24 protein-coding genes are annotated in these 25474 nt (G+C 56.3%); 5 read left to right on the top strand and 19 right to left on the bottom strand.

Annotation, left to right across the window (positions count from 1 at the left end; all coding sequences use genetic code 11):
• Positions 1-7: 7 nt before the first annotated feature.
• The 13 genes from eutA to maeB form a co-directional block, all read right to left on the bottom strand.
• Positions 8-1411 (bottom strand): ethanolamine ammonia-lyase reactivating factor EutA, encoded by a 1404-nt coding sequence (gene eutA / locus NMC31_RS10760; protein ID WP_253897907.1) that lies wholly within the window; start codon positions 1409-1411, stop codon positions 8-10.
• Positions 1408-2634, bottom strand: a complete 1227-nt coding sequence (eutH, locus tag NMC31_RS10755; protein ID WP_253897906.1) for an ethanolamine utilization protein EutH — start codon at positions 2632-2634, stop codon at positions 1408-1410. Before eutH ends, eutA begins: the two co-directional genes overlap by 4 nt.
• 123 nt (positions 2635-2757) lie before the next feature.
• Positions 2758-3945, bottom strand: a complete 1188-nt coding sequence (gene eutG, locus NMC31_RS10750; protein WP_253897905.1) for an ethanolamine utilization ethanol dehydrogenase EutG — start codon at positions 3943-3945, stop codon at positions 2758-2760.
• Positions 3935-4771: an ethanolamine utilization protein EutJ gene (gene eutJ, locus NMC31_RS10745; protein ID WP_253897904.1), complete on the bottom strand. Its 837-nt coding sequence runs from the start codon at positions 4769-4771 to the stop codon at positions 3935-3937. The genes eutG and eutJ overlap by 11 nt, the downstream gene beginning before the upstream one ends.
• A gap of 10 nt (positions 4772-4781) precedes the next feature.
• Positions 4782-6185, bottom strand: coding sequence for an aldehyde dehydrogenase family protein (locus tag NMC31_RS10740; RefSeq protein WP_253897903.1), 1404 nt, complete (start codon positions 6183-6185; stop codon positions 4782-4784).
• A 10-nt stretch (positions 6186-6195) separates the two neighbouring features.
• On the bottom strand, positions 6196-6483 hold the full coding sequence (gene eutN, locus NMC31_RS10735; protein WP_253897902.1) for an ethanolamine utilization microcompartment protein EutN: 288 nt from the start codon (positions 6481-6483) through the stop codon (positions 6196-6198).
• An 81-nt stretch (positions 6484-6564) separates the two neighbouring features.
• Positions 6565-6858, bottom strand: coding sequence for an ethanolamine utilization microcompartment protein EutM (gene eutM / locus NMC31_RS10730; RefSeq protein ID WP_149461886.1), 294 nt, complete (start codon positions 6856-6858; stop codon positions 6565-6567).
• A gap of 40 nt (positions 6859-6898) precedes the next feature.
• Positions 6899-7915: a phosphate acetyltransferase gene (gene pta, locus NMC31_RS10725; RefSeq protein ID WP_253897901.1), complete on the bottom strand. Its 1017-nt coding sequence runs from the start codon at positions 7913-7915 to the stop codon at positions 6899-6901.
• Positions 7912-8715 (bottom strand): ethanolamine utilization cob(I)yrinic acid a,c-diamide adenosyltransferase EutT, encoded by an 804-nt coding sequence (gene eutT / locus NMC31_RS10720; RefSeq protein ID WP_253897900.1) that lies wholly within the window; start codon positions 8713-8715, stop codon positions 7912-7914. Before eutT ends, pta begins: the two co-directional genes overlap by 4 nt.
• Positions 8712-9395 (bottom strand): ethanolamine utilization acetate kinase EutQ, encoded by a 684-nt coding sequence (gene eutQ, locus NMC31_RS10715; RefSeq protein WP_253897899.1) that lies wholly within the window; start codon positions 9393-9395, stop codon positions 8712-8714. Before eutQ ends, eutT begins: the two co-directional genes overlap by 4 nt.
• A complete protein-coding gene (gene eutP / locus NMC31_RS10710; RefSeq protein WP_149461882.1) occupies positions 9373-9852 on the bottom strand; it encodes an ethanolamine utilization acetate kinase EutP in 480 nt (159 codons plus the stop codon). The genes eutQ and eutP overlap by 23 nt, the downstream gene beginning before the upstream one ends.
• 12 nt (positions 9853-9864) lie before the next feature.
• Positions 9865-10200: an ethanolamine utilization microcompartment protein EutS gene (eutS, locus tag NMC31_RS10705; RefSeq protein ID WP_015963481.1), complete on the bottom strand. Its 336-nt coding sequence runs from the start codon at positions 10198-10200 to the stop codon at positions 9865-9867.
• Positions 10201-10358: 158 nt separating this feature from the next.
• Positions 10359-12638 (bottom strand): NADP-dependent oxaloacetate-decarboxylating malate dehydrogenase, encoded by a 2280-nt coding sequence (maeB, locus tag NMC31_RS10700; protein ID WP_149461881.1) that lies wholly within the window; start codon positions 12636-12638, stop codon positions 10359-10361.
• 188 nt (positions 12639-12826) lie between these two features.
• Between maeB and tkt the strand changes: the two genes are divergently transcribed.
• Positions 12827-14824, top strand: coding sequence for a transketolase (gene tkt, locus NMC31_RS10695; protein WP_253897898.1), 1998 nt, complete (start codon positions 12827-12829; stop codon positions 14822-14824).
• 121 nt (positions 14825-14945) lie between these two features.
• Here tkt and NMC31_RS10690 read toward each other — a convergent pair whose 3' ends face one another.
• The 3 genes from NMC31_RS10690 to aegA all read right to left on the bottom strand — a co-directional run bounded on the left by NMC31_RS10690 (position 14946) and on the right by aegA (position 18733).
• Positions 14946-15992, bottom strand: a complete 1047-nt coding sequence (locus tag NMC31_RS10690) for a DUF1176 domain-containing protein (protein ID WP_253897985.1) — start codon at positions 15990-15992, stop codon at positions 14946-14948.
• A gap of 126 nt (positions 15993-16118) precedes the next feature.
• Entirely contained in the window at positions 16119-16694 is a 576-nt protein-coding gene (nudK, locus tag NMC31_RS10685) for a GDP-mannose pyrophosphatase NudK (RefSeq protein WP_253897897.1), read from the bottom strand.
• Positions 16695-16753: 59 nt separating this feature from the next.
• Complete coding sequence (gene aegA, locus NMC31_RS10680) at positions 16754-18733, bottom strand: formate-dependent uric acid utilization protein AegA (protein WP_253897896.1); 1980 nt, start codon at positions 18731-18733, stop codon at positions 16754-16756.
• 362 nt (positions 18734-19095) lie between these two features.
• Here aegA and acrD point away from each other — a divergent pair, with 362 nt between their 5' ends.
• Positions 19096-22212 carry a multidrug efflux RND transporter permease AcrD gene (gene acrD, locus NMC31_RS10675; RefSeq protein WP_253897895.1) on the top strand — a complete coding sequence of 1039 codons (3117 nt, stop codon included), beginning with the start codon at positions 19096-19098 and terminating at the stop codon, positions 22210-22212.
• A gap of 110 nt (positions 22213-22322) precedes the next feature.
• On the opposite strand, the gene ypfM is transcribed toward acrD, so the two are convergent.
• Positions 22323-22382: a protein YpfM gene (ypfM, locus tag NMC31_RS10670; protein ID WP_001386977.1), complete on the bottom strand. Its 60-nt coding sequence runs from the start codon at positions 22380-22382 to the stop codon at positions 22323-22325.
• Between the two features lie 137 nt (positions 22383-22519).
• Positions 22520-22738, bottom strand: coding sequence for a hypothetical protein (locus NMC31_RS10665; RefSeq protein WP_253897894.1), 219 nt, complete (start codon positions 22736-22738; stop codon positions 22520-22522).
• A 113-nt stretch (positions 22739-22851) separates the two neighbouring features.
• On the opposite strand from NMC31_RS10665, the gene NMC31_RS10660 reads away from it, so the two are divergent.
• The 3 genes from NMC31_RS10660 (at position 22852) to NMC31_RS10650 (ending at position 24686) form a co-directional block, all read left to right on the top strand.
• Positions 22852-23226: an ArsC family reductase gene (locus NMC31_RS10660; RefSeq protein WP_149461874.1), complete on the top strand. Its 375-nt coding sequence runs from the start codon at positions 22852-22854 to the stop codon at positions 23224-23226.
• A 104-nt stretch (positions 23227-23330) separates the two neighbouring features.
• Positions 23331-24458, top strand: coding sequence for a succinyl-diaminopimelate desuccinylase (dapE, locus tag NMC31_RS10655; protein WP_253897893.1), 1128 nt, complete (start codon positions 23331-23333; stop codon positions 24456-24458).
• Between the two features lie 24 nt (positions 24459-24482).
• Complete coding sequence (locus NMC31_RS10650) at positions 24483-24686, top strand: YpfN family protein (protein ID WP_108473434.1); 204 nt, start codon at positions 24483-24485, stop codon at positions 24684-24686.
• A 34-nt stretch (positions 24687-24720) separates the two neighbouring features.
• Here the strand turns inward: NMC31_RS10650 and ypfH are convergent, their stop codons facing one another.
• A complete protein-coding gene (gene ypfH, locus NMC31_RS10645; protein WP_253897892.1) occupies positions 24721-25419 on the bottom strand; it encodes an esterase in 699 nt (232 codons plus the stop codon).
• Between the last annotated feature and the right edge of the window lie 55 nt (positions 25420-25474).

Here is a 25474-nt window from a genome sequence, read left to right as displayed (position 1 = left end):
CGTTCCCTCAGGAAGGAAATGCGAGTGATTTCACCGTCACCGGCACAACCGATCCGCCAAAAAGAGGCGTACCAATGTCGATATAGTCCCCCGCGCGGACGGAAACTTCGTCAATCACCGCCAGCGGGAGTTGCTGTAATTGCGGGCGTAACAACATGCCCAGCGCCTTACCAAAATCCTGCTCGGCCACCACCAGCAGGGGATGTGGATTTGGAAAACGCGCGACAAACTGGGTCAACGCGTCGATGACCGTTAGTAATGCGGCATAACGCACGGGAAGCCCGGCGGGCAGCGCCAGCACGTATGCGTCCGTTTGAGGACAAAGATCGAGCTGCACCAATGCCTGCTGCCAGGCATCAACCAGGTTCGATTCCGTCTGTGGGATGACAACCGGCAGATTGCGTATCGGTAAATCAACGCTATCCAGCCAAATTGTGCTGCCAGAAAGCGATAGCGTATGCGCGCCCGCGCCTATCACCGTAGCGCGCACGGTTTGCGCCGGAAACTGCACGTTCATCTCACGCAGACGCGGATGCTCATGCAGCGCCGTTGCCAGCAGTGGGCCGATATCGGAAAAGCAAAACGGGTCGGCAGGCTGATGGCGATAACATTCGCCCACACCGCCAGAAAGCGTAATGATTTCGGGCGTAACACCTGCGGGTAGCAAACCGGTTTGCATCAATGCCTGCGCGAGCGGCGAGAGCGTTCCGTCAATCACGTCGACAATCAGCTCCGCCATCCGCCGGGTAACCTGCACCAGCTGCGCGCCGGTCAGTGAACGGACGTCGGTGCCTGGGCCGAAACACTCATCCACAATCATCTGCCCGGGTTTATGCGCGTAAATCACGCGCCCCTGGCTGTCGGTTTCCAGCAGGCGACCGCCGACATTGAGGCAGGCAGTGCCGCTGATTTTTCCGGCGTCGAACAGAGCGTAGTTCGCGGTGCCACCGCCGATATCAATATTCAATACCCGGCACATCCGCTGTTCCGACAGGGTTTGCGCTCCGGCACCGTGTCCGGCAATCACCGATTCCAGATGCGGCCCGGCGCTGGCCACCACAAAATCACCCAACGACTGCGAAAGCGTCATGACCGCCGGACGCGCATTGCGGGTTTTCGCGCTCTCGCCGGTGATGATAATGGCCCCGGAATCAACGCTTTCCGGCGCGATGCCTGCGGCCTGATACTGTTGCAGAATCAGGTTTTTCAGTTCAGCCTCTTTCAGCCCCCCCTGTTTATCGACAGGCGTGAAGAACACCGGGCTTTGCCAGCTAATTTCGCGTTTGATGAATTCGTAACGCGGCACCTGCGACACAGCCGCACGGTTAACCAGTTCCAGACGAGAGAAGATCACCTGGGTGGTGGTGGTGCCAATATCGATACCGACGCTCAGTAGCTGGCGAGTATTCACGATTGAACCTCCGCTTCGGTTTTCACCTGTGCCGCATCATCTTTCGGCACCAGCATCATTGCCACGCCAATCGCCGTGACGCCGCCAATCAGCTTGCCGACAATCATCGGGAAGATCATCGCGTTCATGTTGGCCGCCGCAAAACCTAAGTGATCGCCCAGGGCGAACGCCGCAGAGACCGCGAAGGCGCAGTTGATCACTTTGCCGCGGGTATCCATCTGCTTCATCATGCCAAACATCGGAATATTGTTGGCAAGGGTTGCGACCATGCCAGCTGCCGCGATGTTGTTCACATTCAGAAGCTTACCGACGCTCATCAACGGTTTTTCAAACCAGCGGGTGAGCAGCAGCACCATCGGGTACGCCCCCAGCAGAACGCAGGAGATAGAACCGATAACTTCAATGGCGCGCATCACTTCGCCGGGTTTATCGCCAGGCGCCATAAAGATAGGATCAAGGCCTGGAATCAGTTCCCAGCCAAGCAGGAATTTCACTACCGCGGCGGCAAGGCCAATCGTTATCAGCGCAACGAGGAATTTGGCGAAGATCTGGAAGCCGTTGATCATTTTTTCCGGGATGAACTTCAGCCCCAACGCCACCAGCACCGCGACAATTAATACCGGGATCATGTTCATCAGGATCAACGCGAAGGTGAATTCCACCGGCTGACCGTTGATCTGCACGCCGGAATACATGGCGATTAAGCCACCCGCGATACAGCCGATGGGGATGGTGACGATCCCGGCCAGCACGCCAAGCGCGAGGTAACGACGATCGGAAGGTTCGATAATGCCGAGCGCCACGGGAATGGAGAACACAATCGTCGGCCCCATCATCGAGCCCAGGATCAAACCTGAGTATAGCCACGCCGCCACATCGCCGCCCGCCAGCTCTTTAGCGAGGAAGAAGCCACCCATATCGCACGCCAGCAGCGTTCCGGCGAACATTGACGGGTTAGCGCCAAGCATTTCATACAGCGGGATAATGACCGGGCCCAGCACGTGCGCCAGCACTGGCGCGAGCGCAGTCATACCGACCATCGCCAGACCCAGCGCGCCCATCGCCATAAAGCCCTCTTCGAACTGGCCGCCGGAACCTTCAATACTCTTGCCAAATTTACCGAGGAAGCGTGCAGAACCGCCAAATTGCGACAGGATCCTGTCCACGGCGGCAATCAGCATAAAGAACATCATGATGTACATGATGATTTCGTTAATTCCCATAAAGTCATCTCCATTTTCAGGTGGTTTCGTAGGCCTGATAAGCGCAGCGCCATCAGGCAATGCTGCGGCTAATACGCCGGATGGCGGTGCAAGCACCTTATCCGGCCTACGTCCTGGTATGCTTTATTGCGCTGCCGCGTACAGGCCGACAATCTGTTCCTGGCTCACGGTGCGCGGGTTGCTGCGCAGACAAATATCGTCCAGCGCGCCTTGCGCCCAGGCGGTGTAATGTGCAGGTGTCGCGCCCACATCGCCCAGCTGTTTGGCGATCCCCACTTCCGCAATCAGCTCGCTTACCGCGCTAATGGCGTCGCGATCGTCCGATTTTTTATTTCTCAGCGCCCGGCCAATCTGGCTGAACCGTTCGCGGCACACCATTCGGTTAAATTCCATCACCGTGGGCAGCAGCATGGCATTCGCCAGACCATGCGGAATGTGCAGCGTCGCCCCTGGCTGATGCGCCATTGCATGGCATAACCCCAGCCCGGCGCTGGAAAACGCCATTCCCGCCATACATGAAGCCAGCAGCATGCTCTCGCGCGCCGCCAGGTCATGCCCGTAGCCCACCGCTTTAGGCAGCGATTGCGCGATCATCGCCATTGCGCCAATTGCCAGGCTGTCGGTAAACGGCGAGGCGTTTAGCGCGCTATAGGCCTCAATCGCATGGGTCAAGGCGTCGATACCGGTCATTGCAGTGATGTGCGACGGAATGCCTTCCGTCAGCGCGGCATCCAGAATCGCTACATCTGGCATCAGGGAAGCATGCGCCAGCACCTGCTTGCGTCCGGTTACGGCGTCGATAATCACCGTTACGTTAGTGGTTTCAGAGCCGGTGCCTGCCGTGGTTGGAATGGCCATCAATGGCAGGCGCGGTTTTAAAATGCGCGTTTCCGATATCTCTGCCAGCGTGCTATCCGGGTTAGTCACCAGCAGCGCAACGGCTTTCGCCGCATCCAGCACTGAACCGCCACCGAAGGCGATAACACCGTCGCCGCCAGATTCACGTAACTGCGCGACGGCCGCGCAAACATCCGTAATGCAGGGCTCGCCCACCGGGCACGGCCAAATTGTGGTGGCTATCCCTTTAACGGCCAGGCTACGCATCAGCCCGGCGGTCATTCCCGCCTGATGCAAAAAGCTATCGACCATCACAAACAGATGCTTCAGCCCGCGTAACTGCGCTTCTTGACCGCAACTGCTCACTGCCCCAAGGCCGCAGAGCGTCACTGGCGGGACGCTGAACGTTTTCATGCGTTGCAGATTCAGGGTATCGAATGCCTGAAAGAGCGCCGTCTGCAATTCACTTTGCATAGATCCCCTCCGCTTTCTCGCGCCCGCTGCTGGCAATCGCCAGTGGGGTCATAAACAGACTGTGCTGCGGGAGATGCACCCGTAACGCCGGGAAGCGTTTGCGAAACAACGCATCCACGCCCGATTGCATACATGAACCGCCTGCCAGCCATAAATCGGTTATCCCCTGCCCTTCGATATGTCGGGCGACAATCTCCGCCATCTTTTCGTACACCGGCTTAACCACCGGCCAAATCTCCTGCGCATTGCTGCGCTTGTACTGCTCCGCCTCTTCCAGCGAAACGCGGCGGTTACCCGCGAGCGTCAGGGAGATGTGGTGTCCGCCGGTGGCTTCATCGGCGGAATAGATAACCTTGCCCTGTTTGACGATGGCGATTCCGGTGGTGCCGCCGCCAATATCCACCACGCCGGCGTTATCCAGCCGAAGCAGGTCTGCCACCGCGGTCGGTTCGTCCAGTACATGACTCACCTCCAGGCCCGCAGACTCCAGCACGTTGATAGAAATACGCGCGTCGGTGCCCGGCGGAAAAGAGGTCGCCGCGTGGGTGAAGCGACAGCCAAGCTGCTGCTCAAGCGACTCGAGATGGCGACGAACAATCGTCACCGCGCCGAAGAAATCCCAGACGATGCCGTCACGCACAACGTCAGCCCAATCGAGACACACGGCAACCGGCTGCCCCTCGTGGTCGACCACCATCGACACCACATCGCAGGTGCCCAGATCCACGCCCAGCCACAGCGGCGAGTCGCTCGCCACGGACGTTTGCTGGCATAAACGGGCAGCCTGGTGCAGACGCGGGGTGAGCCACTGTTCGTCGAATGCCATCTCGTTTTCCTTATACGATGCGGAATGCATCTACCAGCACGCAGCGGCGCAGGCGCACGAATGTCCTCGCGCTGGTCACCCCTTCACCGGTAGGTGTGGTGATGGTCATGGTGGTCCAGCCTTCCCCGCCTAATCCGAGCCCGGCAATACACGGCCCGTTTTTGACAAAAATGCTGGTATCAATGGCATTCGCCATCTGGTTCATGTTGTCGATATTGCGCGAGTGCATCGCTGCTGTGTGATGGCAGCCGCCTTCAAGGACCACCGCCAGCGCAATGGCTTCTGCCACGTTGGCGACGCGCACGACAGGCAGCACCGGCATCATCAGTTCAGTCACGGCAAACGGATGCGCAGCCGACGTTTCCACAAACAGCAAACGCGTCTGTTCCGGTACCTTCAGGCCAATCGCCGCGGCGATTTTTGCCGCATCGCGACCAACCCAATCACGGCTGACGGTGCCTTTGCCGCGTTCATCGATTTTGTTTAGCAATACCGGCTGGAGCTGCTCCGCCTGCGCCGTCGTCAGCCTGACCGCATGCTCACCTTCCATCAGGCGCATCAGTTCATCCGCCACGCTATCGACCACAATCAGCACTTTTTCATCCGCGCAGATGATGTTGTTATCGAAAGAAGCGCCTTTGACGATGGACTGGGCGGCACGCGCAAGATCAGCCGTCTCATCCACCACCACCGGCGGATTCCCGGCCCCGGCGGCAATCAGGCGTTTATTGGTATGTTTGCGCGCCGCCTCAACAACCGCTTCACCGCCCGTCACCACCAGCAGGCCGATGCCGGGATATTTGAACAATCGCTGTGCGGTTTCGATATCCGGATTGGCGACGGTCACCAGCAGGTTTTCCGGGCCGCCTGCGGCAACAACCGCCTGGTTAAGCAGCGCAATAGCGCGTTGCGAAACACCTTTCGCCGCCGGATGCGGGGCAAACACGACGCTGTTGCCCGCGGCAATCAGGCTTATCGCGTTATTAATCACCGTGGCCGCCGGGTTGGTGGACGGCGTCACCGATGCCACCACGCCCCACGGCGCGTTTTCTATCAGCGTCAGGCCGTTATCGCCGGTCAGCACCTGTGGCGATAAACACTCCACGCCCGGCGTGCCGCGCGCCTGCGCCACATTTTTGGCAAATTTATCGTCGATGCGCCCCATGCCCGTCTCGTTGACGGCAAGCTCCGCTAATTCTCTGGCGTGTTTTTCACCCGCCTCGCGGATGGCGTGAATCGCCAGCTGGCGCATTGCCACGCTCTTCAGCCCCTGTTGAGCGATTTTTGCCGCCGCAACGGCGTCATCCAGGGAGGCAAAGACGCCCATTTCATGAACGTCGGCAACAGGCTGACTGCTGTCTTTCATTTTCAGCAGCACGGCTTTTACCACCTGTTCAATATCCTGTTGATTCATGATTTCTGCCCTATTTATGAAAAGTCACCTTACCGCCAGCCACCACTTCATCGACAATGCCGATAACGCACAGATCCACCGGCGACAATTCGCTGTGGTGCGCCTGACGGGCTGAACTGCCGCTGACCAGCAGCACCCACTCACCGGTTCCCGCACCGATATTGTCGATGGCCACGGCGCACTGTCCGTCAGGGTTTCCCCGGGCATCGATCATTTCCACCATCAGCAATTTGTCATACGCCAGTCCCTGATGGCGTACGGTACAAACGATTTGTCCTGTGACGACTGCCAGTTTCATACCCGCCTCCGTGGGTGAGATTTGCCGGATGGCGCTTCGCTTATCCGGCCTGTGATGAATGCGCCATCCCGCATCGAGCCATTACATGTTGTTGCTGTCGCCCTTGAAGCTTATCGGGAACACTTCTTCCAGATCGCCGTGCGGACGCGGGATCACGTGTACAGACACCAGCTCTCCAATACGCTGCGCTGCCGCCGCGCCAGCATCCGTTGCGGCTTTGCAGGCTGCGACATCACCACGAACCATGGCAGTACACAGGCCACCACCAATCTGTTTCACGCCGACCAGCTTCACGCGTGCCGCTTTAACCATGGCGTCAGAAGCCTCAATCAGTGCAACCAGGCCCCGGGTTTCAATCATTCCTAATGCTTCCATTGTGTTTTCCTCTCATTTAAGGGGTCCAGAACGGGACCGTTCATTCAACCAGTGTTTGTGAGCGACTTTCGCAGCTCACGTCAGGCTGGCGCGGCACGGCTGCCACCAACGCCAGTTCAATAATTTCTTGTACGTTACAGCCGCGGGAAAGGTCATGGAGCGGCGCGGCGAGCCCCTGAATCAGCGGCCCTACGGCGCGATAGCCCCCCAAACGCTGGGCGATTTTGTAGCCAATATTGCCCGCCTCCAGCGATGGAAAAACCATCACGTTGGCCCTTCCCTTCAGCGGGCTGGCAGGCGCTTTTTGCGCCGCGACATCCGGGACGAAGGCGGCGTCAAACTGTAATTCACCATCCACCGCCAACTGCGGCGCGCGTTCGCGAACAATCGCCGTCGCCTGCTGTACGTTAGCCACACAGGGATGACGCGCGCTGCCGTTGGTTGAAAAAGAGAGCATCGCCACGCGAGGTTCTTCGCCGGATATCGCCCGCCATGTCCCGGCGCTGGCAAGCGCGATATCCGCCAGCTGCGCCGCCGTCGGCTGCGGCACCACGCTGCAATCGGCGAATCCTAAGGCAGGGCCGCTGTACTGCGGCAGCATCAGGAAAAGCGAAGAGAGCGTTTTGCAGCCAGGCTGTAAGCCGATAATACGAAGCCCGGCCCGAAGGACATTCGCGGTCGAAGAGAGATTGCCGGCAATGCACACATCCGCACTGCCCGCACTCACCATCGCGGCCGCGAACATCAGCGGATCGCGTAATTTTTCCACGGCATCCGGCGGGGTTTTCTCACCTGCGCGCGCCAGCCAACGCCCGGCAAATGCTTCTCGCATCGGCAGATTGCCATTCGGGTCGATAACCTGAATACCGTCCATCGGGACACGGTGGCTGAGGGCAAATTGCCGCAGTTCGAACGGGCTGGCGACCAGAATGGGGAATGCCAGCTTCTGCTGATGCAGAGAGTTCGCGGCTTTGAGCACGCGGATATCCAGCGCATCCGGGAACACCACGCGGGCCGGCGTGCGCAGGGCCGACTGGCGAGCGCGTTCAATAATCATTGCGCGCCTCCCAGCCGTTGCTGAATTTGATTTACGGTTAGCGGGTGCTTTGCCACGCTCAGGATCATCATCACGTAAACCGCGCTGGACAGACGGTTCAGCGCCTGCAAAATATCCGGGCGCAATACATCAAAACCGCGGGTGATAAACACCTGCGCGGCAAGCGTTTCGGTTTCACGCACTTTGGTGCGCAGTAAATTAAGCAGCGCGGCGTCACGGCCATGGCTGGCCTCTGGCACCAGATGATCGTGGTCGAGATAACGTAGCGGTTGGTGCGAAAGACGGTGCAGTTCCTCTTCGTTAAGCCCGACGATACTCTGCATCGCCAGCGGCTCATCTACCGCATCCGCACGCATGATGTTGCCCAGACGCGAACGAATATCGGCAAGCCACGGCTGCCAGGCTTCCGTCAGTTCAACTTGTAGCCATACCGCCAGGGCGATGGTGCTGTCGAGCGCCGCACGAAACGCGAGGCGCGGGTCGCTCTTGGCAACCATTTTATCGGCGGTCAGGTGCGTGAGCGTATCCGGTTTTTTCTCTACCGGCTGACGGCACAGCTCGCAGCACGCCTGTGGGTGGCTGTCGCTGCTGGTTAAACCATGGACCCGCTGAGGTTGCTGCTGTTCGTCATCAACAAACAGGGTTCCCTGTTCATCGAGAAATTTGATGCGCAGATGACGGCTTTCCAGCAGCTCGCGAGCCGATGGCGTCAGGCGACTGTCCGCAGGGAGATGAATCTCTGCGCCTTCGCTGAGCGTATGATTCGCTCTGAGCCACGCTTCCGTGATGAAGTCTTTCATAACGATTGCCAGTTCGCAGGCCAGGCAACGTAAAGGAATCGCACGGTCGAGGGCGTGCCGAACTCAATGCTGGCGCCTTTAGGGATAAACATCACATCCCCGGCTTTGGCAATCATGGTTTCGCCTGCGTGACGCACGTGCAGCTCGCCCTCCAGTACCATGTCAACTTCATCGTAATTCAGCGTCCACGGGAAGAAGGCGTTATCCCACTGCATAAACCCGGCCGCCATGCTGCTGCCGTCTTGCTCCGTTACCAGATCCGTTAACCCCACGCAGTGCGGTTCCGCGCCGTCGAAACGGCCAAACCTGACGCTACTCCCGTCAATCACCTTCACGCCGCCCTTACCGGTCACGGATTTAAAGCTCGGCTGCATGGCGCTCTGCTCCAGCGACTGCTTCTCCTTCATCACTTTATCCATCAGTTGTGTGACCAGGCTTTCGGTAAACTGCCCCGCGGGCAACTGCGCAATAATGGCTTCGCGAATGCGCTGGGTGTCGCTCTGAGGTTCAATCGCAGACGGCGCGGTTTGCTCATCGCATTCACGAATGGCAACACCTAACTGGTCAGCCACTTCCCGCGCTTCAGGCGTGATAATGCTGGCACGCAGCACAACGGCGAGTTCTTTTGCGCCATCCGCATGGGCTGCACGAATATCGTTAGCGATAATGAGTTTTTTCACCTGCCCCTTCCTCCTGTTCGGTAAGCTCAGCCAGATAATCGATCAGGCTCTGCACGCTGTGTGGGTCGTGGCTGTTGAGCTCGAAAATTGGCGACTGAAATCCTGCTGCCTGCAAAAGCTGGCGGGTATACGCCACGTCCGCTCCGGGCAGGTCCGTTTTACTGATCACCGCGATATGCTGTTTACGCGCGCCAATATCTAATAACCCGGCGGGTAATCGACTCTCTTTATCGTCTGCGGCGTGAATATAAATAAGCGTTTCTACATCCTGTAACGACGTTATTAGCGCGTGATACCAGCGTGGATGGCTAAAATATTCCCCCGGCGTATCAATATCGCCGTTGTCATTAAATTCCACGGCCTGCGTTTTACGCGCCAGCGTGTAATTTCCCTGTAATGCGTTAAAGAGCGTGGTTTTCCCCGCACCGACGGCCCCCACAAAAGCAATGCGTTTCATCGCCCCTCCGGATTAGCTTTTTGTCAGGCTGCACAGCGTGTAATTTAATAAACGCCCCAGGCCTGCGACCGTCTGCAATAAGGCCTCTTCCACTGCGCCAACGGAGCCGTAGATAACCAGTGCGCCGCTGAATCTGTCGAGAAAACCAATGTGGACATCCGCGGCTTTCATCGCTAAATCACCGGCAATCATCGCGGTTTCGCCGGGTGTGAGCGTCATAATGCCGATAGCACCCGCCTCGGGAACGCCAATTTTTTTGGCCAGTTCTTCGCCCGGATGCGCAATAAGATGCGCCAGCGTGACCTGTTTCCCCGGTACAAATTCCTGAATAATGCGTTCTTTATCCATGACTCGCCGCCTCCGCTAAAACGTGCCTCATCGTGGCAATTTTTTGGCAGAGTAAATAACAAAATTCGGCAAGGTGATTTAAAAGGAGAGGTAGATCACTAAGAATGGAAATAAAAAAGGCGCGGATAATTTTCCGCGCCTGATATTAATTAAATCGCTTACAGTGGCTGCGTTTGTGCCTCAACCACCGCCAGCGCCACCATATTCACAATGCGACGCACAGAAGCGATCGGCGTCAGAATATGGACCGGTTTCGCCACGCCCATCAATACCGGGCCGACGGTGACGCCTTCAGAGCTGGAGACGCGCAGCAGGTTATAACTGATACGCGCGGCTTCCATATTCGGCATCACCAGAATGTTCGCCGAACCTTTCAGCGGGCTGTCCGGCATGCGGTCGGCGCGGATGCTTTCCACCAGCGCGGCATCACCGTGCATTTCACCGTCAATCATCAGCTCCGGCGCTCGCGCTTTCACCAGCGCCAGCGCGTCGCGCATTTTGCTGGCTGACGGGCAGTCAGACGAGCCAAAGTTCGAGTGAGACAGCAGCGCCACGCGCGGTTCGATACCGAAGCGACGCACGCTTTCCGCCGCCATCAACGCGATTTCCGCCAGCTGTTCCGGCGTCGGATCGTTGTTGACGTAGGTATCGGCAATAAAGGTGTTGCCGCTTGGCAGCAGCAGGGCGTTCATCGCACCGGCGGTATGCACGCCATCGCGATAGCCAAACAGCGGCTGAATCACGCCGTAATGCTCATGATAGTCGCCGATGGTACCGCAGATCAGCGCATCCGCTTCGCCGCGATGCACCATGATTGCACCAATTACCGTGGTGTTGCTGATCACCGCGCGCTGCGCCTGTTCCGGGCTGATGCCACGGCGTTTCATCAGGTTATAGTACTCATTCCAGTACTCTTTAAAGCGCGGGTCAGATTCATTGTTGACGATTTCGAAATCGACGCCCGGTTTGATTTGCAGGCCCAGTTTCTGGACGCGCATTTCGATAACGCTCGGACGACCGATCAGAATCGGTTTCGCCAGCCCCAGCGTAATCAGCTCCTGCGTCGCGTGCAGTACACGCGTGTCTTCCCCTTCCGCCAGTACCACGCGTTTTGGCTCTTTACGCGCCTGGGAGAAAATCGGCTTCATGAACAGGTTGGTTTTGTAGACAAACTCGCTCAGTTTTTCGACGTAGGCGTCAAAGTCGGCAATCGGACGCGTCGCCACGCCGGAGTCCATCGCGGCTTTGGCGACAGCCGGGGCGATCTTGACAATCAGGCGTGGATCGAACGGTTTTGGAATGATGTACTCCGCGCCAAAGCTCAGATCCTGATCGCCATAGGCCGATGCCACCACTTCGCTCTGTTCCGCGTGCGCCAGCTCGGCAATCGCGTGCACCGCCGCCAGCTTCATCTCTTCGTTGATCGCCGTCGCGCCAACGTCAAGCGCGCCACGGAAGATGAACGGGAAGCAAAGCACGTTGTTGACCTGGTTCGGGTAGTCCGAACGACCAGTACAGATAATCGCATCCGGGCGTACTTCTTTTGCCAACGGCGGCAGAATTTCCGGCTCCGGGTTCGCCAGCGCGAGGATCATTGGCGCGCGCGCCATTTTCTTCACCATCTCCTGGGTCAGCACTTTAGGCCCGGAGCAGCCAAGGAAAATGTCCGCATCGGCAATCACGTCATCCAGCGTGCGCTTGCCGTCATCGTCCACCGCATAAGCCGCTTTGGTTTCCGCCATATTGGCTTCGCGGTTTTTATAGATGACGCCTTTAGAGTCGCAGACCACGATATTGTGTTTCTGCATCCCCAGCGCCACCAGCAGGTTCATACAGGCAATTGCCGCCGCACCCGCACCGGACACCACCATGCGCACGTCAGAGATATTCTTCTCAACCACACGCAGGCCGTTGAGGATAGCCGCCGTGCTGATAATCGCCGTGCCGTGCTGGTCATCATGGAACACTGGAATGTTCATGCGTTCACGCAGTTTCTGCTCAATGTAGAAACACTCAGGCGCTTTGATATCTTCGAGGTTGATGCCGCCGAAAGTCGGCTCCAGCGCCGCGACCACATCGATAAATTTGTCGGGATCGAGTTCGTCCACCTCGATATCGAACACGTCAATACCGGCGAATTTTTTAAACAGGACGCCCTTACCTTCCATTACCGGTTTACCGGCCAGCGCGCCGATATTACCGAGGCCAAGCACCGCCGTACCGTTAGACACCACTGCCACCAGGTTGCCACGGGCGGTGTATTTGTACGCGGCTAGCGGGTCCTTCTCAATTTCCAGACACGGCGCGGCAACGCCAGGTGAATAAGCCAGCGCCAGATCGCGCTGCGTCGCCAGCGGTTTTGTCGGAGAGACCTGAATTTTCCCCGGAACCGGGAATTCGTGGAAATCGAGGGCACTTTGTTTTAACTGCTCGTCCATTTGGGGTTCCTTTCACGTATCGAACTAAAAAGTGATGCGCCACGGCCGGGCCGGCGGGTTCACATTGTTATTGGTATATGAGGAACATGTTACCAAGTATCGAAAACAATGCTATGCCTGTCTGCTATGCTTTTTTGTTATGCATCTCATAACTTATCAAGATCGCCACTTTTGCTAAGGAGTCGTTAATGTCACGAAGAGATCTCGCTAATGCCATCCGTGCCCTGAGTATGGATGCCGTTCAGAAAGCCAATTCCGGACACCCTGGCGCGCCAATGGGCATGGCGGATATTGCTGAAGTCCTGTGGAACGACTTCATGAAACATAACCCCACGGATCCAACGTGGTATGACCGCGATCGCTTTATTCTCTCTAATGGCCACGCCTCGATGCTGCTCTATAGCCTGCTGCACCTGAGCGGTTACGACCTGCCGATTGAAGAGCTGAAAAACTTCCGCCAACTGCATTCCAAAACGCCAGGCCACCCGGAAATTGGCTATACACCAGGCGTTGAAACCACCACCGGGCCACTCGGCCAGGGACTGGCGAACGCGGTAGGTCTGGCTATCGCCGAGCGCACGCTGGCCGCACAGTTTAACCAGCCAGGGCATGAGATTGTCGATCACTATACTTACGTATTTATGGGCGATGGCTGCCTGATGGAGGGAATTTCGCACGAAGTGTGTTCCCTTGCCGGGACGCTGGGGCTGGGCAAACTGATCGGTTTTTACGATAGCAACGGGATTTCGATTGATGGTGAAACCAAAGGCTGGTTCACCGACGATACGGCGAAACGCTTCGAGGCTTATCACTGGCACGTGATACATGAAATCGACGGACACGATCCGCAGGCGGTGAAAAAAGCGATTGAAGAGGCACAGAGCGTTAAGGATAAACCGTCGCTGATTATCTGCCGTACGGTTATCGGTTTCGGCTCGCCGAATAAGGCCGGTAAAGAGGAAGCGCACGGCGCAGCACTGGGTGCGGAAGAAGTCGCGCTGGCGCGTAAACAGCTTGGCTGGAATCATCCACCGTTTGAAATTCCAAAAGAGATTTACAAAAAGTGGGATGCCCGCGAGCGCGGTGAAAAAGAACAGCAGAGCTGGAAAGAGAAGCTCGCCGCGTATCAAAAGGCGCACCCGAAACTGGCGGCGGAGTTCATCCGTCGCATGAGCGGCGGCTTACCGGAAAACTGGGCGAGTACCGTGCAGGCGTACATTGAGAAAATGCAGTCGGAGCCGGCGAAAATCGCCAGCCGTAAAGCCTCGCAAAATACCCTCAATGCCTATGGCCCGATTCTGCCGGAGCTGCTGGGCGGCTCGGCGGATCTCGCGCCCAGTAATTTAACGATTTGGTCCGGCTCGAAATCACTGAAAGAGGATCTCGCGGGTAATTATATTCACTACGGCGTGCGTGAGTTTGGCATGACGGCGATTGCCAACGGGATTGCCCACCATGGCGGCTTTGTGCCCTACACCGCCACCTTCCTGATGTTTGTAGAGTACGCGCGCAATGCCGCACGTATGGCGGCGCTGATGAAAGCGCGGCAGATTATGGTTTATACCCACGATTCTATCGGCCTTGGCGAAGATGGCCCGACGCACCAGGCGGTGGAGCAGCTTGCCAGCCTGCGGCTCACGCCAAACTTCAGCACCTGGCGTCCGTGCGATCAGGTGGAAACCGCGGTGGCGTGGAAGGCGGCGGTGGAGCGCCACCACGGCCCAACGGCGCTGATCCTCTCCCGACAAAACCTGGCACAAATGGAGCGCACACCAGAGCAGGTTCGGGAAATCGCGCGCGGCGGTTATGTGCTGAAGGATGCGGGCGGTAAGCCGGACCTGATTCTGATTGCCACCGGTTCAGAAGTGGAAATCACCGTGCTGGCGGCAGAGAAACTGCGCGCGGATGGTGTAAACGTGCGGGTGGTTTCGCTGCCTTCAACGGATACGTTTGATGCGCAGGATGAAGAGTACCGTGAGTCGGTACTGCCTTCCGGCGTCAGTGCCCGCGTGGCGGTCGAAGCAGGCATTGCCGATTACTGGTATAAATATGTCGGCCTGAAAGGGGCGATTGTCGGGATGACCGGCTACGGCGAATCAGCGCCTGCGGAGAAACTGTTCCCGTACTTTGGTTTTACGGTTGAGAACATTGTCGAGAAGGCAAAAGCGGTATTGAAGAAGCGTTAGGTTATGGCGCAAATGCCCGATGGCGCTGCGCTTATCGGGCCTACGAGCGAATGTTATTACGAGCGGCTGTTTTGTAGGCCGGATAAGGCGCAGCCGCATCCGGCAATTCTCCGCACCACACCTACCCGGTGATCCACTGGGTAGGCCACGCATCGGCACCCTGCCAGTTATCGCACTCCGGCTGCCCCGCATAGCGCACTAAACGGAAACGCTGCCCATCGTAGCGCCAGCGGGTTTGCACGCCGCAGTCGCCCAGTCCGCGCCCTTTCTCAAGGGTGATAAGCTCGCGCGTATTTTCATTAAAGGTCAGGTTCATCAACTCGACGTCACGATTGTCCTGCCCGGAAGGCAGGAACGGCAGACGCAAGCGCACCGGATGCGAGGCATGAGGCTTTTTACGCGACACCAGCCAGGCACGGTAAATTGTGTTATAGGCGCCAGATTCACAACTGATCATCATCAGCGCTTTATCATCGGTGAGTGCGGTGACCCACACTTCACGGCGCAACGGATCCAGCGAGCACTGGGTATTGTTCATCCGCCAGGTGCCATAATCGAGCAGATCGTTATATTCATCGCGGTTGAGCGGGGTCGGCGTCGGGTTGACTTTGGCGACGGTTTTCAGCGCTGGCGCAGGGGGTACGCTCAGCGGCGGTTCGTCGCCCTTTCTCACCCACGCCGTTTCGCTGCCAACCCGTTTTTGCTGCGAATCGATAAACAGCAGCGCGGCTTTTAGCCCTTTCAGAGAAATCACCTGGACCCCTTTTTGCAGGGTTATCGCTTGCGCATCCTGTACCTGTTGCAAAAACGCATTTATCGTCGCGCTGTCTTCCGTGGCAAGAAGCTTTGGCTGAACCTTCCAGTGCTCTTCCCCACGCTGAAGCGGTTTATCATCCAGCAGCAGTCGCGGCGCAATCGGTGGTACGGCGGCGACCGGATTGACCAGTCCGCCCAGTTCAACACGCAGCGCAGCGTCCATATGCGCGCCCGCACTGCGGCTGAGGGTCATCACCAGACCGTGATGCAACCCCACGTTACGCGTGACGCAGAAATTCTGATTATTGCAGGTAACCAGCCAGTCGGAAAAAACCTGCTGGACAGGAGACGCCCACGTCAGAGACGTTGGGAGCAGCCCCAAAAACAATAAGAGAAGAACGCGGTAACGCATGAACGGTACAACCCCAGAAGAAAAAAACATCAGTTTACCGGGGTATCTTCAACGCCATGAGCGCTGCGCTCAATCGGATTTGTCGGATTGATTCATATAAAATACATAATTATTTCTTTAGTAAAATCAATTCATTAAACCAGAAGACTGCAAATACTGTAGCAAGATCACCGTCTTACCGTCGCAGATTTCACCGCGCGCCATCATCGCCAGCGCCTCGGTGAACGGGATTTCCAGCACTTCAATGTCTTCATCGTCGACGCCACCACCCATAGTCTTTCTCTGGTTATCGTCGTACTCGCCAATAAATAAATGCACGATTTCCGTGACGCCGCCTGGTGACATATAGAGCTGGAACACTCTGCGCACCTCGCCAACCTGATAGCCGGTTTCTTCTATCGCCTCTTTGCGAATGCACACTTCCGGCTCGTCATTATCCAGCAGACCCGCGCAGGTTTCGATTAATCGCCCGTCAGCGTTGCCGTTAACCCAGGTGGCGACGCGGAACTGGCGAACCAGTACCACACTTTTTTTTCGCAGGTTGTAGAGCAGAATGGTGGCACCGTTACCCCGGTCATAAACTTCGCGCTTATGCCGGATAACGTCGCCATTTTTGCGGGTTAAATCGTAGGTAATATTGCGCAGAATAAAGTAGTTATCGGAGAGGACTTTATCTTTAATCAGTTCAATCTTAAATGACATACGGGCTCCACAACGCGATTCGAAGCGAACCATACTACGCCGTGGCGCCCGTTTTGTCGTTAATGTACGCCGTGCGTTTTCACACCTAACCAGTCGATAATACCCTGGGCGGCATGACGACCCTCTGCCATCGCGGTCACCACCAGATCGGCTCCGCGCACCGCATCACCACCGGCAAACACTTTCGGATTCGTCGTCTGATAACGATAGCGGCTTTCAACATTCGCGCGAATGCGCCCCCAGTCATCCACCTCGACGCCCTGGGCGCTCAGCCACGGCATGCTGTGCGGATGGAAACCAAACGCCATAATGACCGCATCGGCAGGCATAACAAACTCGCTGCCCTCAATTGGTACGGGGCGTCGGCGCCCCTGGCTGTCGGGCTCACCCATCGCGGTGCGGATGAACCGAATCCCGTTCACCTTGCCTGCGTTATCCAGTTCGAGCGTCAACGGCTGGACGTTGAATTCAAACTCCGCTCCCTCTTCCCGCGCGTTTTTCACTTCTTTCCTGGAGCCCGGCATGTTGGCTTCATCACGCCGATAAGCGCAGGTTACCCTGGCGGCACCATGACGCAACGCGGTGCGCACACAGTCCATCGCCGTATCGCCGCCGCCCAGCACCACAACATTTAACCCGGCGGTGTTGATGAAAGGCTCGTTTGGCAGTTCGTTTAGCCCCATCACATTTTTGGTGTTGGCGATCAGGAAAGGCAGTGCGTCATACACGCCAGGCGCATCTTCGTTGGCTAAATTGGCTTTCATCGAGCGGTAGGTGCCCACGCCGACAAAGACCGCATCGAACTCTTCCAGTAGGTCATTCATCATCACGTCTTTCCCGATTTCGCAGTTCAGCTCAAAGCGAATGCCCATCGCGGTAAAGATTTCACGGCGTCGCGCCAGCAGCGATTTATCCAGCTTGAAAGAAGGAATGCCGAAGGTCAGCAGGCCGCCGATTTCCGGGTGGCGGTCAAACACCACAGGCTCCACGCCCTGACGCACCAGTACATCGGCACAGGCCAGACCTGCCGGGCCCGCACCGATAATCGCCACGCGTTTACCACTTGCCGCTACCGGGCCCACTTCAGGCCGCCAGCCCTTCGCCAGCGCCTGGTCGGTAATGTAGCGCTCAAGGTTGCCAATGGTGACTGCGCCGTGTTCGTCACGCACGGTGCAGGCGCCTTCGCAGAGACGGTCCTGCGGACAGACGCGTCCGGTAATCTCCGGCAGTGGGTTAGTCTGATGCGACAGCGCCACCGCCGCGTCAATGTCCCCGGCTTTCACCCGCTCGATCCACTGTGGAATATGGTTGTGCAGCGGGCAGGTCCATTCGCAAATACTGTGCTCGCCGCAGGTCAGGCAGCGGGAAGAAGCCTGCTGCGCCTGATCTTCACTGAGCGGCAAGTAGATTTCCGCAAAACCGGTTTTTCGCGCGTCAATCGCCAGTTTGTCGGCTTCACCACGCACAGGCGTTTGCGCCATCTGCTGACGTTTACTGAGCATGATGGATTGCTGGTCTGTGCTTTCGCTGTGCCACGGCTGGGCATCGCGACAGGCTGCCTGCATGCGGCGATTTTTCGACATGTCAGCCAGACGCTGCGGGCTCACCAGCGCCAGCGCATCCGCCGGGCAGTTTTCCACGCAGGCCGGGCCGCCATCACGACCGTCGCAAAGGTCACATTTCTGCGCATTGGCCTTTACCCGCCCATCGGCGGCGGGCGTCAGGACAATCTGCATGGTGCCAAACGGGCACGCGACGGCGCAGGATTTACAGCCGATACATTTGCTTTGGTCAACCAGGATTGCATCATCGCGTTGACTGATAGCGCCATTCGGGCAGCTTCGTGCGCACGGCGCATCTTCACAGTGGCGGCAGGTGACCGCGCTGCGCTGCGTCTGGTTTCTGAAGACGGTGATACGCGGTTGAAAACGCGCAGGCGTTAAGACATGCTGTTCATAGTTATGCGACATTACGCAGGCAACTTCACATGCCCGACAGCCAATGCATTTTTGGCTGTCAGCCATAATAAAACGGTTCATAGCATCCCTCTGTCCGGGTTATATAAGCTTTATATTTATAAGGTCTATTTATTAGCCGAGGAGCTATGCAACAGGCAATGTCCATTTGCCCAGGAATGATGACTATTTAGCACTATGCTGTGGCAGATCAAAAAATTTCATCTTAAATGAAATTACGTTTCATTCAGTTAATGGCAAGATCCCCGCTGAAAACTTCTTGTAACGTGACCGTAATAATCTTGACGAAATGCCTGTCTATGCAGAAAAGCGGCATGATAATTTACACTATCTCCTTAATTTCTCCACGATTGCCGGAAGCCTTGCGGCTAGAGTGTTCGGAGCATTGGCATCACTAAAAATACGTATAACGAGGTCTCTTTCTGATGGCGAATTTCTTCATCGATCGCCCCATTTTTGCCTGGGTGCTGGCAATCCTGTTATGTCTGACGGGAACCCTGGCTATTTTTTCATTGCCGGTTGAACAATATCCCGATCTTGCGCCGCCGAACGTGCGCATCACCGCGAACTATCCAGGGGCGTCCGCGCAAACGCTGGAGAATACCGTCACCCAGGTTATCGAGCAGAACATGACCGGCCTTGATAACCTGATGTACATGTCATCACAAAGTAGCGCGACCGGACAAGCGAGCGTGACGCTCAGCTTCCTTGCAGGTACCGATCCTGATGAAGCCGTCCAGCAGGTGCAAAACCAGCTGCAATCGGCGCTGCGTAAACTGCCGCAGGCGGTGCAAACTCAGGGCGTCACGGTACGTAAAACCGGTGATACCAACATTTTGACCATCGCTTTTGTCTCCACTGACGGCAGCATGGATAAACAGGATATTGCTGACTACGTCGCCAGTAATATTCAGGAGCCACTCAGCCGCGTGAACGGCGTGGGCGATATTGATGCCTACGGTTCGCAATACTCCATGCGTATCTGGCTGGACCCCGCCAAACTCAATAGTTTCCAGCTCACCACCAAAGACGTTACCGACGCGATATCCTCACAAAACGCTCAGGTCGCCGTCGGTCAGTTGGGGGGAACGCCTTCTGTGGATAAGCAGGCGCTGAACGCCACCATAAACGCGCAGTCGCTGTTGCAAACGCCGCAGCAGTTCCGCGATATCACGCTGCGCGTTAACCAGGACGGTTCCTTCGTCACGCTTGGCGATGTGGCTGAAGTCGAAATGGGTGCGGAAAAATATGATTATCTGAGCCGCTTTAACCGCAATGCCGCCTCGGGCCTCGGGGTGAAACTCGCGTCAGGCGCCAACGAAATGGCAACCGCGGAGCGGGTTATCGCGCGTCTGGATGAACTTAAAGACTATTTTCCGCGCGGGCTGGAATACAAAGTCGCTTATGAAACGACCTCGTTCGTTAAAGCCTCCATCACTGATGTGGTAAAAACCCTGCTGGAAGCCATTCTGCTGGTGTTCCTGGTGATGTACCTGTTCCTGCAAAACTTCCGTGCGACGCTTATCCCAACCATCGCCGTTCCGGTGGTGTTAATGGGGACCTTCGCCACCCTCTACGCCTTCGGCTACAGTATCAACACCCTCACCATGTTCGCGATGGTGCTGGCAATTGGCCTGCTGGTGGATGATGCCATTGTGGTGGTCGAGAACGTCGAACGCATCATGAGTGAAGAGGGGCTGACGCCCCGGCAGGCAACACGTAAATCGATGGGGCAAATTCAGGGCGCGCTGGTGGGCATTGCGATGGTGCTCTCGGCGGTATTCATCCCGATGGCGTTTTTCGGCGGCACCACGGGGGCCATCTACCGTCAGTTCTCGATTACGATTGTCGCGGCGATGGTGCTTTCAGTGCTGGTGGCGATGATCCTCACCCCTGCCCTGTGCGCAACGTTGTTGAAGCCCATTCATAAAGGGGAATCTCAGCATACGAAGAAAGGTTTCTTTGGCTGGTTTAACCGCGTCTTTGATACCAGCTCGCGTCGTTATGAATCGGGCGTGGCTAAAATTCTGCATCGTAGCCTGCGCTGGATAGTGATTTACGTTCTGCTGCTGGGCGGCATGGTGTTCCTGTTCCTGCGTCTGCCGACCTCCTTCCTGCCACAGGAAGATCGTGGCATGTTCACCACCTCTGTGCAGTTGCCCAGCGGCGCAACCCAGCAGCAAACGCTGAAAGTGGTGCAGAAAGTTGAAGATTACTTTTTCGCCAACGAGAAAGATAACGTCACCTCGATTTTCGCCACCATCGGTTCCGGCCCTGGCGGTAACGGGCAAAACGTGGCGCGTATGTTTGTGCGCCTGAAGGACTGGGACGATCGCGACGCCAAAACCGGTACCTCCTTCGCCATTATTGAGCGTGCGACCAAAGCGTTTAACAAGATCAATGAAGCCCGCATTTTTGCCAGCAGCCCGCCAGCCATTAGCGGCCTGGGCAGTTCCGCCGGGTTTGATATGGAGCTTCAGGACCACGCCGGAGCCGGCCACGATGCGCTAATGTCAGCGCGTGACCAGTTGCTGGAAATGGCGGCCAAAAATCTGGATCTGACGCGCGTGCGCCACAACGGCCTTGATGATAGCCCGCAGTTGCAGGTTGATATCGACCAGCGTAAAGCGCAGGCGCTTGGCGTGTCGATTGATGATATCAACGACACCCTGCAAACCGCGTGGGGCTCAAGCTATGTGAACGACTTTATGGATCGCGGCCGCGTGAAGAAAGTGTACGTTCAGTCGGCGGCGAAATATCGCATGCTGCCGGAAGATATCAACCTGTGGTATGTGCGTAACCAGTCCGGTCAGATGGTGCCGTTCTCCGCCTTTGCGACCTCGCGCTGGGAAACCGGTTCACCGCGTCTGGAGCGTTACAACGGTTATTCGGCGCTGGAGATTGTCGGTGAAGCCGCGCCGGGCGTCAGTACCGGGACGGCAATGGATATCATGGAAAATCTGGTGCGCCAGCTTCCGGCGGGTTTTGGCCTCGAATGGACGGCGATGTCCTATCAGGAACGGCTTTCCGGCGCGCAGGCTCCGGCGCTTTATGCTATCTCATTGCTGGTGGTGTTCCTCTGTCTGGCCGCACTGTATGAGAGCTGGTCGGTGCCGTTCTCGGTGATGCTGGTGGTTCCGCTGGGGGTTATCGGCGCATTACTGGCAACCTGGATGCGCGGGCTGGAGAACGACGTCTATTTCCAGGTGGGGCTGTTGACCGTGATTGGGCTATCGGCGAAGAACGCCATACTGATTGTCGAATTTGCTAACGAGCGAAATCAGGAAGGGGAAGACCTGCTTCAGGCAACGCTGGATGCCTGCCGTCAGCGTCTGCGCCCGATTCTGATGACATCGCTGGCATTCATCTTCGGTGTACTGCCAATGGCTACCAGCACCGGCGCAGGCTCTGGCGGACAGCACGCCGTGGGTACCGGCGTGATGGGCGGGATGATTTCCGCAACGGTGCTCGCTATCTTCTTCGTACCGCTGTTCTTTGTACTGGTACGCCGTCGTTTCCCGTTGAAAGAGAAGCCCGAGTAACCTCTAATCGCAGCCAACAAAAAAGGCGACTGGTCAGTCGCCTTTTTATTTGTACGTCCGTACATATAATGAGAAGAAGAACAGCGCGCCCTTAACTCACAATGCTGGAATCATTTACGAAGCATAACTTCGATAAAGTCTTTCCAGTTCCCCAGTTCACGTTCAATCATAACAGCCTCTCTTATTATTATGCTTATCTTACGTGGAATTTTATGGCCTGTGAAGATCGTTTACCCTATTGCTATGATTGTTGCCTCCAGGACTGCTTTCACTTCTTGCGGTAACTATGGGCCCGCTGAATATAAAATTATGTGATGCACAGCAACATTTTGAAATAGTTCACCCACACCGCATTTAATGGAGAAAAACAGACGTCAGAAACTGTTATAACGGCCATAATGGTAGCGCCGGGGCGTGATTCCTGCTCGCCAGAAGCCTGCATTGTTGCGTTCATCTTTCCAGCCAATAACTTACCTTTCCTGCTTTCGGCAGAAATAGTATGCATCTCCAGTGAAATTTTATTCATCAGCCTTTGGAAATCACGCTGAATTAATTGATAATACGGATTGCTAAGAGTATTCCGTGTATATTTGTTCTCTCATTACACCTGCTAATTGATAAAAATAAGGATGCCAATACATGATCACCCTTTATGGAATAAAAAATTGTGACACCATAAAAAAAGCCCGTCGCTGGCTGGATGAACACCAGGTCACCTATCGCTTTCATGATTATCGCGCCGATGGATTAACGGCAGAATTATTAGCCACCTTTATAAATGAACTGGGTTGGGAGGCGCTGCTCAATACGCGTGGCACCACCTGGCGCAAACTGGATGAATCCGTTCGCGCCGGTGTCAATAACGCGGATAGCGCCGCGGCGATAATGCTCGAAATGCCAGCAATCATCAAACGCCCATTGCTCTGCGCGCCCGCACAGCCTATGCTGCTGGGTTTTAGTGATGAACGTTACAGCCAGTGGCTTGCCGACATCGCCCCGGCAGCCGGTCAATAAACCGCCTGTCAGCAACAGCACACTCGGTGCGAAGCAAGCGAACTGACGTCGTACCGATGAAGAAAACACGCAAACATCAGCAGTTAATCAATGAGGTGTAGTCTATGTCTTGCCCGGTCATTGAGCTGGCTCAGCAGCTTATTCGCCGCCCTTCCCTTAGCCCCGATGATGCGGGCTGCCAGGCGCTAATGATTGAACGCCTGCGCGCAGCGGGTTTTACCATCGAACATATGGATTTTGGCGATACGCAGAATTTCTGGGCGTGGCGCGGTCAGGGAGAGACGCTGGCTTTTGCCGGTCATACGGATGTCGTACCTTCCGGCGATGCCGATCGCTGGATCAACCCCCCCTTTGAACCCACCATACGCGACGGCATGTTGTTTGGCCGCGGTGCGGCAGATATGAAAGGTTCGCTGGCCGCCATGGTGGTCGCCGCCGAGAGATTTGTCGCGCAGCATCCGCATCATCAGGGGCGACTGGCATTTCTCATCACCTCCGATGAAGAAGCCAGCGCGACAAATGGCACGGTGAAAGTCGTTGACGCGTTAATGGCACGCAACGAGCGTCTGGATTACTGCCTGGTGGGCGAACCGTCGAGCACCGAAGTGGTGGGCGATGTCGTGAAAAATGGCCGTCGCGGCTCGATGACCTGTAACCTGACGATCCACGGTGTTCAGGGCCATGTGGCCTATCCGCACCTGGCCGATAACCCGGTTCACCGCGCCGCACCGTGGCTCAACGAGCTGGTGGCAATTGAGTGGGATCAGGGTAACGAATTCTTCCCGCCAACCAGCATGCAGGTAGCGAATATTCAGGCGGGTACCGGTAGCAATAACGTGATTCCGGGCGATCTGTTCGTGCAGTTTAACTTCCGTTTCAGCACCGAACTGACCGACGAAATGATTAAGGCGCGCGTGATTGCGCTGCTGGAAAAACATCAGTTGCGCTACAGCGTTGAGTGGTGGATTTCCGGGCAGCCGTTCCTGACTGAACGCGGTAAACTGGTCGATGCGGTGGTCAACGCCATTGCGCACTATAATGAAATTAAACCGCAACTGTTGACGACGGGCGGCACATCGGATGGTCGATTTATCGCCAGAATGGGCGCACAGGTGGTGGAACTGGGTCCAGTCAACGCCACTATTCATAAAATTAATGAATGTGTGAACGCTGCCGATTTGCAACTGCTGGCGCGGATGTATCAGCGCATTATGGAACAGCTTGTCGCCTGACAACACATTTAAGAGGTAACGCACATGGACTGGCTGTCAAAATACTGGTGGGTTCTGGTACTGGTGTTTCTGGTTGGCGTAATGATCAACGTGATTAAAGATCTCAACCGCGTCGATCACAAAAAATTCCTCGCCAATAAGCCGGAGCTTCCTCCGCATCGCGACAACAACGCGAAGTGGGACGAAGACGACGATTGGCCGAAGCACGATCAGTCGAAAAAACCGTAATAATAAACGGGCCGGAAATCCGGCCCATTTTGTTTTAAAGCATCTCTATGAGATCGTCATTCTTCGGTGTACTGCCGCTTAACGCTTCATCGAAGTAATGTTTCGGAATAGTGTAACGCAGATGATCGAGTGCAAACTGCATACTGTGTTCGTCAATCGCGTGCCCCAGATCGTCTACGATATCGAGCGTCACATCGCCGCCGGCTGCTAATAAAGCTTCCTGCCCCGCCACAGCATGCGCAAGATCGATAACCCGGTCTTCACCACCGTGAATCAAATACACCGTCGTGGTTGTCGATGCGGTTTCTGGCAACGTCGCATAACGGCCATTAAAGGCAATAACGCGGGATGCCAGATTGGGTTCCGCTTTAACGCTCTCAAGCGACATAATCGCGCCCTGCGAGAAACCAATTAATGCGGTTGCCAGCGGGCCGACGCCGCTCTGCTTTTGCCAGTAGCGTACGGTTTCAATAAAGGTTGGCATAATCGCATCAACGCGTGCCTGGCGATTCTCTTCGGTCACGCCCTGCACAGAGAACCACTGACGCGCCGGAGCCGGGCCACAAGGCTCTGCGCCACCGATGCTGACAATGAGCGCATCAGGAAACAGCGGCGCGAACCAACTGCCAATTTGCCCCATTGCCACCGGGTTATCACCCACGCCATGGAACAACAGCAGCAGCTGTTGCGCGGGTTTAGCGGGGCTTTGAACGACAAAATGATCGTGTTTCATGGCTATCTCCTTTGTTACCGCACAGTTTACGCTGGCCGGAAAGAATGACCATGCC

Origin of the sequence: Pseudocitrobacter vendiensis (assembly GCF_943590815.1) — a bacterium.
GTDB classification, from domain to species: Bacteria; Pseudomonadota; Gammaproteobacteria; order Enterobacterales; family Enterobacteriaceae; genus Pseudocitrobacter; species Pseudocitrobacter vendiensis.
Note: the sequence above shows the minus strand (reverse complement) of the source record. Positions and strands in the feature narration are given on the sequence as shown.